The sequence below is a fragment of the Microvirga zambiensis WSM3693 genome (assembly GCF_016735695.1).
In the GTDB taxonomy this organism is placed as follows: Bacteria; Pseudomonadota; Alphaproteobacteria; order Rhizobiales; family Beijerinckiaceae; genus Microvirga; species Microvirga zambiensis.
Genome location: NZ_JAERQD010000034.1, coordinates 18,257 through 30,988, shown reverse-complemented (window position 1 = coordinate 30,988; position 12,732 = coordinate 18,257). Strand labels below are relative to the sequence as shown.

The 12,732-nt window shown below is 62.5% G+C and carries 17 protein-coding genes; 1 reads left to right on the top strand and 16 read right to left on the bottom strand.

Annotated features, from left to right (window positions below; translation table 11 throughout):
* Positions 1–785: 785 nt before the first annotated feature.
* The 4 genes from rpsU to JKL46_RS22175 form a co-directional block, all read right to left on the bottom strand.
* A complete protein-coding gene (gene rpsU / locus JKL46_RS22190; RefSeq protein ID WP_201837442.1) occupies positions 786–1,088 on the bottom strand; it encodes a 30S ribosomal protein S21 in 303 nt (100 codons plus the stop codon).
* Positions 1,089–1,146: 58 nt separating this feature from the next.
* Positions 1,147–1,515, bottom strand: coding sequence for a DUF6481 family protein (locus JKL46_RS22185; protein WP_343074093.1), 369 nt, complete (start codon positions 1,513–1,515; stop codon positions 1,147–1,149).
* A 46-nt stretch (positions 1,516–1,561) separates the two neighbouring features.
* Positions 1,562–1,762, bottom strand: a complete 201-nt coding sequence (locus tag JKL46_RS22180) for a hypothetical protein (RefSeq protein ID WP_201837438.1) — start codon at positions 1,760–1,762, stop codon at positions 1,562–1,564.
* A 105-nt stretch (positions 1,763–1,867) separates the two neighbouring features.
* Positions 1,868–2,014 carry a cold shock domain-containing protein gene (locus JKL46_RS22175; RefSeq protein WP_201837436.1) on the bottom strand — a complete coding sequence of 49 codons (147 nt, stop codon included), beginning with the start codon at positions 2,012–2,014 and terminating at the stop codon, positions 1,868–1,870.
* Positions 2,015–2,112: 98 nt separating this feature from the next.
* Between JKL46_RS22175 and JKL46_RS22170 the strand changes: the two genes are divergently transcribed.
* Positions 2,113–2,355, top strand: a complete 243-nt coding sequence (locus tag JKL46_RS22170; protein ID WP_201837434.1) for a hypothetical protein — start codon at positions 2,113–2,115, stop codon at positions 2,353–2,355.
* A gap of 2 nt (positions 2,356–2,357) precedes the next feature.
* Here the strand turns inward: JKL46_RS22170 and JKL46_RS22165 are convergent, their stop codons facing one another.
* The 12 genes from JKL46_RS22165 to JKL46_RS22110 form a co-directional block, all read right to left on the bottom strand.
* A complete protein-coding gene (locus JKL46_RS22165; protein WP_201837432.1) occupies positions 2,358–2,585 on the bottom strand; it encodes a hypothetical protein in 228 nt (75 codons plus the stop codon).
* Positions 2,586–2,695: 110 nt separating this feature from the next.
* Entirely contained in the window at positions 2,696–2,905 is a 210-nt protein-coding gene (locus tag JKL46_RS22160; RefSeq protein WP_201837430.1) for a cold-shock protein, read from the bottom strand.
* A 368-nt stretch (positions 2,906–3,273) separates the two neighbouring features.
* Positions 3,274–4,251, bottom strand: coding sequence for a dienelactone hydrolase family protein (locus tag JKL46_RS22155; protein WP_201837428.1), 978 nt, complete (start codon positions 4,249–4,251; stop codon positions 3,274–3,276).
* 265 nt (positions 4,252–4,516) lie between these two features.
* Positions 4,517–4,903: a CYTH domain-containing protein gene (locus tag JKL46_RS22150; RefSeq protein ID WP_246529457.1), complete on the bottom strand. Its 387-nt coding sequence runs from the start codon at positions 4,901–4,903 to the stop codon at positions 4,517–4,519.
* A gap of 211 nt (positions 4,904–5,114) precedes the next feature.
* The gene (locus JKL46_RS22145; RefSeq protein WP_201837426.1) at positions 5,115–6,935 is read right to left on the bottom strand and encodes an SLC13 family permease; all 1,821 of its coding nucleotides are present in this window, start codon (positions 6,933–6,935) and stop codon (positions 5,115–5,117) included.
* Between the two features lie 228 nt (positions 6,936–7,163).
* Positions 7,164–10,262, bottom strand: coding sequence for a proton-conducting transporter transmembrane domain-containing protein (locus JKL46_RS22140; RefSeq protein WP_201837424.1), 3,099 nt, complete (start codon positions 10,260–10,262; stop codon positions 7,164–7,166).
* Entirely contained in the window at positions 10,256–10,627 is a 372-nt protein-coding gene (locus JKL46_RS22135; protein WP_201837422.1) for a sodium:proton antiporter, read from the bottom strand. Before JKL46_RS22135 ends, JKL46_RS22140 begins: the two co-directional genes overlap by 7 nt.
* 12 nt (positions 10,628–10,639) lie before the next feature.
* Positions 10,640–11,332, bottom strand: coding sequence for a hydrogen gas-evolving membrane-bound hydrogenase subunit E (gene mbhE / locus JKL46_RS22130; protein ID WP_201837420.1), 693 nt, complete (start codon positions 11,330–11,332; stop codon positions 10,640–10,642).
* Positions 11,329–11,673, bottom strand: a complete 345-nt coding sequence (mnhG, locus tag JKL46_RS22125) for a monovalent cation/H(+) antiporter subunit G (protein ID WP_201837418.1) — start codon at positions 11,671–11,673, stop codon at positions 11,329–11,331. The genes mbhE and mnhG overlap by 4 nt, the downstream gene beginning before the upstream one ends.
* Positions 11,670–11,918, bottom strand: coding sequence for a hydrogenase subunit MbhD domain-containing protein (locus JKL46_RS22120; protein ID WP_201837416.1), 249 nt, complete (start codon positions 11,916–11,918; stop codon positions 11,670–11,672). The genes mnhG and JKL46_RS22120 overlap by 4 nt, the downstream gene beginning before the upstream one ends.
* Positions 11,919–11,921: 3 nt before the next feature.
* Positions 11,922–12,182 (bottom strand): MrpF/PhaF family protein, encoded by a 261-nt coding sequence (locus tag JKL46_RS22115; protein ID WP_201837414.1) that lies wholly within the window; start codon positions 12,180–12,182, stop codon positions 11,922–11,924.
* Positions 12,175–12,711: a Na+/H+ antiporter subunit E gene (locus JKL46_RS22110; protein WP_201837412.1), complete on the bottom strand. Its 537-nt coding sequence runs from the start codon at positions 12,709–12,711 to the stop codon at positions 12,175–12,177. Before JKL46_RS22110 ends, JKL46_RS22115 begins: the two co-directional genes overlap by 8 nt.
* Between the last annotated feature and the right edge of the window lie 21 nt (positions 12,712–12,732).

Below are 12,732 nucleotides of genomic sequence, written 5' to 3'. Positions count from 1 at the left end.
CGATGATCCTTTTCTGGGAATTAAAAGCCGTTCCCGAAGTTCGGCTTTGCAAGGCGGCGGATAAGAATGCCAAGCCGCCATTTCAACGTCACTGCGCCGCATCTTGCAGGCGCAAGCACACGTGAACCGAGGGCGCGAAAGCACGATCTCACATTCCGTTGGTCGATGTTTGGGAAGGGTGCCTGAACGTGCGCCTTGCAGTGCCAAGGCGAAACGGCCTGAATGTCCGGCCAAATGTCGATGGGATCTATCTAGTGTCGAGTTGCGGCGAAGGCAAGGCACGCTGCCGTAAAGGAGATTCTCGGCGTCATGGCGAGTTCGGCCTTGCAAAAGGCCAAGTCGTCATCCATCTTGACTCCATCAACCGACGTGTTCGGCCTGCTCTCCCCTGCTCGTGATCGAGCGCCGAGCCCGCTTTCCGTTCCAATCGATTGCTACTCTCCAGCCCGTTCAGACGGGCTACACGTCGTTGCTTTGCCCTCGACAATCTCAAACTCGAAAGGCTGCTCGGAGCATGGTCCGATGCAGCGACAGGAAATCTATGTCTACTTCTACGCAAACCCATCTTCCGAAGCCCAAGCCGCAAGCATCAAAAGACACCCGACAGATCAAGGCCGCCGCCAAGACACAACCGTCGGACCTCTCACACGAGGAAATCCGTCATATCATCGAGATGATCGGCTGAGCGCCAGGCTAGCCTCTGCCTGCCGGGGCGCAAAGTGGCGCACGGGATTCCGTGCGTCACCTGCGAAGCCTGATTGCGATAGACTCTATCTTTTGCCCGACTAGACCCTTGGTCCTGTTGTCGGCGTCTCGGATCCGGTGCTCGGGGCGGCCGCGGGCCGTCGTGGTCCGGCAAACCGCGGCTTGGGCTTGGGAGCAGCGATCAGCCCCTCGCGGATGGCCTGCTTACGAGCTGCCTTGCGGACGCGCCGCACGGCCTCCTGCTTCTCTCGCGTCTTGCGCTCGGAGGGCTTCTCGTAGGCCTTCCGCGCTCTCATCTCGCGAAAGATTCCCTCGCGCTGCATCTTCTTCTTGAGCACCCTGAGTGCCTGTTCGACATTGTTGTCGCGTACCAAGACTTGCATTGGCTGTCCTTAAATCGTTTGCGTCAGAGCCGTCATAGCACGTGACTTGGCAGGGCCACTACTTGCGTGCCTTGCGGGCCGCATAGCGGGCATCACGGGCGGCCTTGCGTTCGGCATCCAGCCGGGCCTCGTTCGCTGTCCTTTCGGCGGCGGCTCGTGCTTCCTGCTCGGCTTGCTCGGCAGCAAGTGCTTCCCGTTCTGCGGCAAGGCGGGCCTCGTCGGCTTCGCGCTGGGCCTTATCGGCACGGCGCTGCGTCTCCCGCTCGGCGATGCGAACCTCCCGCGCCGCGCTCACCGCTGCCCTGGCGGCCCGCCGTTCCGCGACAGCCGGATCGTCAGGGCCCGGTCGCTGACGGAACTTGGCCGTCATGGCCTGCTTTGCTTCCCTGGCGGCGCTCAACCGATCGCCAAAATCTTTCTGCTTCATTCCGCTCATTGATCCTTATTCGTCCACTTCAACTGATCCGAGCCGCTTACCGGACGCGCCTGATGCTGGTGATGGTGCCTTCCGGCAGGGTGCCTTGCTCTTGCCGGGCCCTGGCGATCAAACTGACGGAATAGGAGTCACCTGCCTCGACAGGATCCTCGATCCAGAGATAGGCGGTGCGACCATCGCCATAGTTCACCATGAACATGACGGACTTCGCAGGAGGGGCTTTTCGAAACGTGTGCATCTCGTCCTCATATAGTTGTCCATCGAAAGATGGAAGTTGTGAAGAAAAAGCCGCACTACACGGGCGCGGCTTCATCGAGGGAATTATCGTTGGCAGACAGCCATCTCAGGCCTTCTGGAACTTGTTGACCGCGATCATGTCGGAGCGCTCGAGCGTGGTTGCGTGAGCGAACACGTCCTTGCTGCCGTCGTCCGGCTGGATGAAGCCGAAGCCCTGGATATCGTTATAGACTTTCACGGGACCCTCGATCATGGGGATAGCCTTTCGCGGTCGATGTGGATGCACATGAGTTCAGGCACGCTAAGCGTGGCCCCAAGCCGGCTCGTCTATGGTTTGGAGAGCGTCTGAACGTGCGCCTGGCAATGCCAACAGCGAAACGGCCCGATTGTCCGGCCAAAGTCGATAAAGGACATATAGGGGGCAATCTGATTTTTGCAAGTGGCCGACTGGATATCGCGGCAAAATCCGCCTTCCCGGCAAAACTTCTTTCACAGACCGACAAGAAAATTTCTGATGAGACCTCGAAATCTGATGATCTCGGCAGAAATTCTTATGATTACGATTTGGGACTTCCTACGGGGAATCCTAATTAACGCTAACCGGGCGAGCGCGAAATCTTCTTGATCGGAATGCGGGGGCGTGCCGCTTTCTCCGCGATGGCGTTGTCCTGCTCTTCGATGACCTTTTGAGCCGGCTCGTCGCCATCGAGCCCGCCCAGGAGCGAGCGTGGGACACGTCTGTTCGAGCTACGGGAGCCATCCTCGTAAAGCACGTCGAAGAGCGCATAGCCGCTCTCAATGGGTTTCGACTTCTTGCGGGCCAACGTCGTGTTCCTTTTCCTGCGCTACGCGCCAGAAGGTGCGTCGGCAATAAAACGCGGAGGCCGCCCTTGGGGGACGGCCTCTCTCGAAAAACAGGTGACCTGAGGATTGATCAGGCAGTCTTCAGGTTGGTGGCTGACTCCTTGCCGGTGCGGCGGTCAGCCTCGACGTCGTAGGATACCTTTTGACCTTCAGCCAGACCACGCAGGCCAGCACGCTCAAGCGCGGATGCATGAACGAAGACGTCCTTGCCGCCGGCATCAGGCTGGATGAAGCCATAGCCCTTTGTTTCATTGTACCATTTCACTGTGCCGGTCGCCATGGCGTGTCCCTTTCCCTGTTCATGATCAGGTGAGGCCAAGATGCATGCGCGCCTTGGCTTGATGAATATCGATGCTTGGAGAGAGCGTCCGTGCGGATGCACGGTAACGCGCAGCAGCTCAGTCGTCGGCCAGTCTCGACGACGGGACAGTAGAATGGCTCCAGCTCCGGCACAAGGCACTGACGCGATATCCCTTCGCGTATCGCCAGTGTGCGGAATGTCGGGAGGTCGGCTAATGGCACTCCTCGGACGAAAGCATTTGGTCGTTTATGCGGCGATGAGCAGCCCTTCAAATGATCGGCTGTTCGTTACTCTTTGACCCCCAAGCGAACCGAGGCCAACGGTTGGGAGGAGAGCCGTGAAGCGCTTCAGTTCGCCAAGCGAAAGATCCCGCTCAGAAACCGCTTCATCGCGACCTGAGCGGCGTCCGCCGCCTGACTATTGTATTGGACGGCTGGGCCCAGCTCCACGCAGGCGTCCCCGTAACCAAAGGGTTGTCCGGTCTCGGCGTTGAGGATTCGTCCATCGACCTCTCGCCGCCGGCAGTTGCGGGACGTCTGTGCGTCTGCAAGGACGTGATAGGCAGGGTTGCTCGGGTTGTCGAAGGCGTGCGCAGCTCCGGGGTACTCGGTCATCACGGCGTCGTGCCCCGCCGCGGCAACACGGTCGATGTAGTCTCGGCAGGGAGCGGATGGGGTCCAGTTGTCCGCTGCGCCATGAAACTGCCGGATGGGAGCATCCGCGACGTCGAGCTCGCCGACCAGCTCGAAGTTGCAGGCTGGGTAGAACGGCACGAAGGCAGCAATCCTCACGCCCTTGGGTCCGTGCATGGATTGGAACCGCTTCAGGCTGGCATACAGGGCTGCAGTTCCGCCGCGCGAGAACCCCATGACGGCGATCCGCGAGGGATCGATGCGTGGATCTGCTGCCAACACTTCCACGGCACGATAGGTATCATAGATGGGCAGGAACTGCGCGATCCGGGACTGGTCCGTCGAGGCTTGGGTGATGCCTCGGGCCGTGTAGCTGTCGATGCGCAGGGTCGCGATGCCCATGCCGTTGAGGAAGTTGCCCCAACCCCAGACGGCCCCACTGGCCGGACCGTCGGTGCCATGCAGGAGCACGACGACGGGGAAGGACGACTGTCCTGCCGGAAACTGGAGCCTGGCGGTCAGGGTGACCGGCGTGCCGGCAACTCCGTCATTTTGCAGAAACTGCTCGTCCGTCAAAGTGAGGGTGGGGATGTCAATCGCGTCCTCCGTCGGCGACACCGACTGAGCCGCGGCAAGGGCCGGGATCAGGATGAGCGCACACAGACTTGCGGGTACGATGGGTATCAGCTTCATGACACCGCCTCCCGCAGCGGATCTCGAAGATGTATTGCCCCGTGACGTTTCGATGCTTCCGGCCAGCATGCTACCGATCCGATCTCCAGTAAAGATTGCCCTCGTGAGAGGCGGCCAGCACCCTTACCGATCTGGAGCATTCCTTCGACTGTCTCGGAGCGGCCAAGGAATGGCTTGGTATCGCGATCCCTTAGGAAGGGCGTAATGGGAGCCAACCATAAGGCGGACCGGTATGGTGCCGCCATCAGGCCGGGCACCAGGACGCTCACCCCGCTCGTTCCGAGCATTCAGGCTCGTTCGCCTCTTCATCCTGGGGGTTGTCGACAAGCCGAGAGTTGCGGAAGCGCTCGTTATGGGGGACTTCCTCGCTCACCCAGGATGGTAGCTCGATCGCCTGCTCCGGATGCTCCAGCTCGACCTCGGCGAGGATCAATCCCTCGTTGTCGCCCGCGAACTCATCCACGTGCCAGACGGGTCCTTGGTGGGGCCCTTCGTAGCGCGTCTTCTCGATCAAGGAACGGACATACAGCTTGAACATCGCCTCGGCCTCCACAGGCACTGGATACTCGAACTCCGACCGAGCAATGCCGTTGGCTGGCCTCTTGACCGTCAGGAAGGCCTCCGACCCGACGCGTCGCACAAGGACCGTCACGCCATCCAACCGCGCCAGATAGCCCTGGCATTAGCGCTGGCCCTGAGCATCTCGGCGCCAATCGTCCCCGCATACGAGAAACTTGCGTTCGATTTCGATAGGCATAGCAATCGCTGCTTGGCGATGTGAAACCCGGAATGACCCGCGTCCGAGCGCAGATAACCCGGCGTTCTCCGGGTGATGCCGGGCCGTTGCGAAAGGCAGCGCGTCCTTACATCGGCAACAGCCAAGGTACCATGATCACGCAAACGACGAGGACCAGAATGGAGAAAGGCACGCCGATCCTCACGAAGTCTCCGAATGAATAGTTCCCCGGGCCGACCACCAGGGTGTTTACCGGCGACGAGACCGGCGTCATGAAAGCCGTCGACGCGGCCAGAGCAACGATCATGGCAAATGGATACGGCGACGCGTTCAACTCCTTGGCCACTGCAATGGCGACCGGGGCCATCAGAACGGCGGTTGCGGTGTTGGAGATGAACATGCCCAGCAGCGCGGTTATGAGAAAGAGGGTTCCGAGGACAACACGCGGGCCAGCGTCGCGGATAAGCGTCATCAGGAAGTCGGCAGCCAGGTCCACTCCTCCGGTCCTCTGCAAGGCGATCGAGAACGGCAGCATGCCGACGATGAGCACGATGGTCTTCCAGTCTATGGAACGGTAGGCGCTGGGAAGATCGATGCAGCCCAGCAGTCCCATCAGGAGGCACCCGATCAGTGCAGCATGCACGTTCGGGATGATCCCGCTGACCATCAGACCGACGACAAGCGCCAGGCATCCGACGGCTTGGGGAGCCTTGCCGGGCGCCGGAAGGACTTCGTCGATTTCCGCCGGCAACCGGATGATCACGAGGTCACCGTCATCCAATGGGAGCTGTTCGATGTCGCTCCAGGGCCCGATGAGCAGGAGAGTGTCGCCAACCCTCAGCTTTTCGCTCAAGGGACTCCGATCCTGCACGACAAGGCCCCGCTTGAGGCCGATGACCGAAAGCCCGAAGCGGCTTCGGAAGCGTGCTTCGAGCACCGACCGTCCGACCAGGTCCGACGAGGGCGGGACGATGACTTCGGCCAACCCGATTTCCTGCGAACGATCGCTGAAATAGCGGCCTGTCAGCGGCAATTCCTCCAGGAGGAACCTGTCCTCGATGAGGTGGACGTTCCGATCATCCGAGAACAAGTCGATCAACAGGATATCGCCGGGCAGGATCGCCGTGCGTGCCGTCGGCCGGAGCAGTTCGCGTGAGAAATTGCGACTTCGCTCGACGGCGACGATGTTCGCCCCCGACGAGCCACGGAGGTCCAGTTCATCCAAAGTCTTGCCGGCCAGCGGCGAGCGGTCGGTCACGCGAAGGCGATACTCCCGGTTCTCCAGGTGATACTCTTCGACCCACGTCGCGAATGTCGGGCGGTGACCAGTCTTCTTCCAGTCCCGAGCCGGCAGCCAGCGTCTTGCGAAGGCCATGTAAGCGATTCCCAGTACCAGAATGGGCGCTCCGAACGGGGTGAAACTGAAGAACGAAAAGCCGGCGACGCCATGGCGCTCGAGTTCGCTGTTGACCACGAGGTTCGGTGCCGTCGCGACCAGGGTCATCATCCCGCTGATCAGTGCCGCGACGCTGATCGGCATCATCAGCCTGCCAGGCGGTACTCCGGTGCCGTGAGCGATACGCAGCGCCACGGGGATGAAGATCGCGGTCACGGCCGTGGAGCTCATAGTGGCTCCCAGTGCGCAGACGACCGTCATCAGAAGCGTCGTCAGGCGCAATTCATCAGCCCCAGCCTTGGTAGCCAGCCAATCGCCAAGCCCCTGGGCCACGCCGGTCCGTACCAGTCCCTCGCCGATCACGAACAGGGCCGCGATCAGAACGATGTTGGGGTCGCTGAAGCCCGCAAGCGCTTCCCCCATGGTGAGCACTCCCGTCAGGGGCAGCGCCACGAGCATGATCAGCGCTACGGCGTCCAGACGAGGCCTGTTGATCGCGAACATCACGATCGCGGTCGCAAGCAAGCCGATGACGACAACAAGGTCAGACATGACGAGACTTCCTGATCCGACGGATCTTCAGGTCAGGTGAGTGCACAAACTGAGTTCTCGCCGTCGTGGCTGCAACCAAATTCCGACGCCGCGTGGCGCAATGGGACGTTCGGTACGGATGTGGGACACCAGGTCAAGCAAGCGCTCCTGTGGTCCTCCCATCGTAGCTTCCGGTACCAGCCGCATGCCCCATGCAGGAGGTGCCGTTCGCGAGGCTGCGCAGGCCCCTCAGTCGCCAATCCACAACCCTACAAGCCCGGCACCCGCCACGTAAACGACCAGGATGTAGGACAGGACATAGAGTGCGTAGGTCTGGCCGTTGCCGGTATAGAGCCGCCGCACCAGATCTGCGGCGCCGACGGAACCGTTCGCGAGGCTCCTCCAGAAAACGACGGCAACAGGCGGGACCGATAGACCGGGAACAAGCCGATCGAGCATGACCAACCGGCGGAAATCGACGGCATCCGGCCGGGGGGCAGGGCGGAGGAGCCGGGCGATCAGACCAAGGATCAGCGCGATCGCAACGGCCGTAATCATGGTCGGCGCCGGGTTCCAATAACCATAGATCATCTCGAGCGACATCCCGTTCCAGACAAGGGTCGAGGCGAATTGCGGGTCGATCGCGGCCGAGACGGGATCCATCAGCAGTTTCGGGTACAGCGAGAGAATGACGATGCCGACGATCAGCACGATCTGCGGTGCGAGCAAAGACGCAGGCGCCTCGCCGGCTGTAACCCGGCCTCCCTCGGGCCGGACGAGGAAGAGGCCGCCAACGAGGCGGATCATGTAGAGGAAGCCGAGGAAGGTCGCGAGGAGCCCGGCAATCGCGAGGAAGTACCAACCTTTGTCCATCATGGCGCTCAAAAGCAGCCACTTGCCGCCGAAGCCCATCAGGGGCGGCAGACCGGACATCGAGATGATGGCGACGAGCACGGTTCCGAACGTGATCGGCATGGCGCGGGCAAGCCCGCCTGTTTCCGCGAAGCTGCGCGTCCCCGTGCGCAGGATGATCCCGGCGACCGCGAGGAAGAGGATTCCCTTCACCATCATGTGGTTCGCTACCAGATAGAGCGCGGTGACCCAACCGAGATGGCTCATCAGCGCGATTGCGGTGACGATGTAGCCGAGCTGGCTCATGCTGGAGAGCGCGAGAAGGCATTTGAAATCGGTCTGCCGGAGCGCCATCACCGCGCCGGCGATCGTGGTCAGCATGCCGAGCCAGGCCATCGCATGCGCGAGTTCCAGCCCCACCTCGGACCGGATCGCGAGATAGGTTCCCATCAACAGGCCAAAGACCGCAAGCTTGCTGACTACACCGGACAGCATTGCGGTGAAGTCATCGTCGGCCTCGGAATAGGCTCCTGGCAGCCACACGTGAACGCCGATCGCACCCGCCTTGATCAGAAAGCCTACTGCCAAGAGCAGGAAGGCGACGTTCTCCTCCGGGCCCCTCGTCATGAAAGCCCTGAGGTCGGTCGTGCCGCTGCTCGCTGCAATGCCGGCGAAACCCGCCAGCAGGAGGAAAGCGGACAGCAGAGAGAACAGCACGAAGGATAGCACATGCGGTCCTGCCCTGCGGCCTTTCATGATCAGGAAACCGGTCGACAGGGTCACGATCTCCCAGGCGAAGAAGAACTCCAGGCTGGTGGAGGAGCGAAGCAGCGCCTGGATCGAAAGCAGGAGCACTGCAAGCAATGGATAGTACCCGGGGCGGACATCGTCCCTGTAGAGGTCTGCCGCGGCAATGGTGAGACTCCCGGCGAGGAGCAGGACCGCGAAGAGCCAAGCAATGCCCTGAGCGGCTTGTGCAAGGAAGCCGCCGATGGAAAGCACCGCGGCAAGCATCAATACGGCCTTGGCCCGACCCGGCATCCAGTCCAGCAGGAAGAGGGCCGCACCGACGAGCAGCGGCGCGAAGATCCAGGGTGCGCCGGCTCCGGAGGCGCGTGCGGCGACATAGCCCGCGATGCAGAGGAGCAGTGCGACGGCCATGACGGGGAACAGCGCGGACACGGATGGCATCGCGACCTGCCGCCCTTCCTGCGGGCTCAGGGCTCTCACGAACCAGCGGAACATATACGCAGCTTCCAGCAGCGAGCCGGCCAGGATCAGCACGACCCAGGGCGATCGGGCGGCGCTGGTCAGTTGCATGACCAACTCCCACTTGGCCCAGAACCCGGGAAAGGGTGGCAGGCCGGCGATCGCCACGAGGAAGAGGGTCAGCAGCGCGGTGAGGAGCGGATGCCCGGCGAGGCCGACGGCATTGTCGACGTTGCGCTGCCGGGTCACGGCGGCGATCCAGAAGAGGCCGGCCTTGGCGAGAAGATGATTCAGGAATAGGCCTCCGACCACGAGGGGAATCGATGCGGTCCTGCCGGTCTGGTGCAGGAGTGCCAGCGCAAGGAGAAGGAGGCCCATCTGGCCAACCGACGAATAGCCGAGAAGCCGCTGGATATTGGACTGTTTCAGCCCGACCAGGTTGGAGAGGAGGAATGTCAGCCCGCCCGCCGCGGCCAGGATGGTGAATTGGTGCTCAAAGAGGGGAAGCAGTTTCACGAGTGAGAAGAACACGCCTGCGGACGCGCCGACCGAAACCATCGCGGCGATGCCGCTCGGCGCGGTTTCATAGACATCGAGCCCCCAGCCATTGGCGGGGAAAGGCTTCAGCTCGATGATCAGGCTGGCCAGGACGAGAAGGATCGCGGCCTCACCGATGGGCCCCGTGATGCCGGATCTGGCGGCAATGAGCTCATCGATGCCGAGAGTGCCGACGGCCAAGTAGAGCAATCCGGTGCCGAGCAGGAAGAACGACGACGCGATGACCGTCGCCATGATGAACTTGAACGCTGCCCCCAACGCGGCCGGTGTCCGCTCAAGCGCGAGGAGTCCATAGGTCGCGATGGAGACGATTTCCAGGAAGACGAAGAGATTGAACAGGTCCCGGGTCATCACCATGCCGTTGATGCCCATGGTGAGGCCCAGGTAGAGCAGCAGCGCCGCGTAGTTGCCGCGCAGCCGATCCCACAAATGCAGCGCTCCCAGGATCGCCACGACATTGACGCTTGCGGCGACAAATCCCTCGGCCAGGCCGAAGCGCAGGCTGATCGCGATGGGCGGCTGCGATCCAGCCGTGAGTATGTCGATGGGCGGCTCGCCGGCGAGAATGCGAAGCAGCGATACGCCGCTGACGACCCAGATCCCGACGAGTGCGATGAAGAAGCCGGCTGAAAGCCAGGCAGTGCTGATCCGGACGAGCAGCGGAATGGCGAATCCGCCGGCCAGTCCAAGAAGGAAGATGTTCAGCGGATGGAACACGCTCGCTACCATTTCGACTCCGTGAAGGCGCCGATATCGAAGGTCTTCCTGGCCGAATGGAGACGGATTGCATAAGCGAGCATGACGGCCGTTACCGCGAAGCCGATGACGATGGCCGTCACCACCAAAGCGGACGGGACGGGGTCGATCGCACGCCCTGGCTCGGCCGGGCCGAGCGCACGGTCGATGATCGGTGCCGTGCCGCCGGTCACATAGCCCGTCGCGACGATGACGATGTGGAGTCCGGTGCCGAACAGCGAGGACCCGATGATGATGCGAAGCAGGTGGCGGTGGAGTAGGATGCAGCAAAGGCCGATCAGGGCGAGCCCGAAACCGGTGACCAGCAGGATGGAGGACACTGGGAGGATCGTTGTCATGCCCTGTCCGCCTCAACGTCCGAAGCGGTCGATGATGACGCTGAGCTCTGCCCCGACCTTGATGCCGAGCAGCGCCGAGAGCACCGGAATGGCGCCGGCGCTGATGAAGGCGCCGGCTTCGCCGGGCGGCAGGAACCGCGGGTCGAGGAAGCCGCCGGCCAGGACCAGCCCGAGAATGCCGATTGCGACATACGATACGCCGGCCAGGGATTCGATCACGCTGAGCGCCGCGGCGTTCACCCGTGTTCCCGGATCGGCCAAAAGCAGCAGCATGACTCCGGAGGCGACGATCGCCCCGCCCTGGAAACCGCCACCTGCGGACAGATGACCGTTGACGATGACATAGGCGCCGAACGTGAGGATCACCGGCAGCAGGACCTGAGTGCCTGTCGTCACGATCTCGCCGGCAGGCTTGCGCCGGCCTTCTTCCGTATACTTCCGGCCGGCTTCCTCCTTCCTGAGGAGCAGGCCAACGCTGGCGGCAACCATGAAGAGCACGGCAACCTCACCCAGCGTATCGAAGCCGCGGTAGGCGATGAGGATCCCGGTGACGATGTTCGAGACACCGAGTTCGAGCGGCGCTTGCGACACGTAATGCTCCGCAAGCGGGCGGAGGGCCGACCGTTCCGCATAGCCGCCGGCCAATCGGAGGAAGATCAGCCCGAGCAGGGCGACGGCGAACAGCACGCTGGCGCGATAGATCATGCCGTTCCTCCCGTTCCGCCGGTCTTCTGATCGTCCGCGAGGGCGTCCGTCACGGTCGTCGGCGTCATGGGCGTGCGGATCCGATGCGCGGCGCGCGACAGCGCGTGGGAGGAGACTGGATTCGTCATCAGGACGAAGACGATGACGAGAGCCAGCTTGGGGGCCCACTCCGGATGGTAGAAAGCGAGGCCGACGACGATCAAGATGTTGCCCAGGGTCGTGGCCTTGGTGCCGGCCTGGATGCGGGTGAAGGCGTCAGGCATGCGCACGAGGCCGAGGCCGGCCGAGAACAGGAACACGGCGCCGGTCAGGATCAACAGACTTCCGGTCAGCTCGATCATGGTTCACGCTCCCCGTTGCCGGCATGACGGAGGGCATAGATGAAGATGAAGGTCGTCAGGCCCGATCCGATGGCCGCCTCCGCCATCGCCACGTCCGGAGCCGCCAGCAGCAGGAACGTCACGGATGCGAGCAGGCCGGCCAGGCCCGAGCTCACCATCGCGGCGACGAGGTTGTTCAGGCACACCGCGAGAAGCCCGCTGACGAGGATTCCGGCACAGACGGCAAGGAGGAGAAGCTCAAGCATGGGCTAGAGTCCCTTCTCGAGAAAGCGTGCGATCGCCAGCACCGCCAGGAAGCTCAGCAATCCATAGACCAGGGCGACATCGAGATAGACGAAGCGTCCCGATACATGGGCATAGAGGACGATGAGCGAGATCGAGACGATCGTCAGCACATCGATCGCGACGACCCGGTCGATCAGCGTCGGCCCGAGCACCAGCCGGGTGACGGCCAGCAGGATGGCGCCGAGGATAAGGACAGCCGCGACCTGAACGATGCCTTCAGCCAAACACGTGCTCCAGATGCCGTTCGAACGGGGTGACGATCGCTTCGGTCATCGCGTCGGCGCCGATACCGTCGATGTCGAGCAGGTGAATGAAGAGCGTGTCGCCCTTCAGGTCCATCACGAGCGAGCCCGGGGTCAGCGCGATCGTGTTGGCAAGCGCCAGCCGGCCGATCGGCGATGTGAGACGGGTGCGGACCTTGACGATGCCCGGCCTGATGGCGATGCGTGGGGCATAGACGTAGCGCATCATGGCGATGTTGGCCTTGACGAGCTCGACGAGGAATGTCGCGCCGTAGAGCAGGAAGTGCAGCAGCCCGCCAGGCGTCCGGCGGATCCCACTCCAGGCATTGCCCGAGGACGCGAAAGTCCAGGCGATCGGCAGCGTGATCGCCGCGCCGAGCAGCACGACGACGATCGCCACTGTGGAATTGGCAACCATCCAGACGACGAAGAGCACGGCCCAGAGGCCGATCAGGCCGCGTGATCTCAGCGGTGCCAGGGTCGTTTCGCGGTTCGGATCTGCGTCGCTCATCGATGGTCCCCGCCTGGCCGA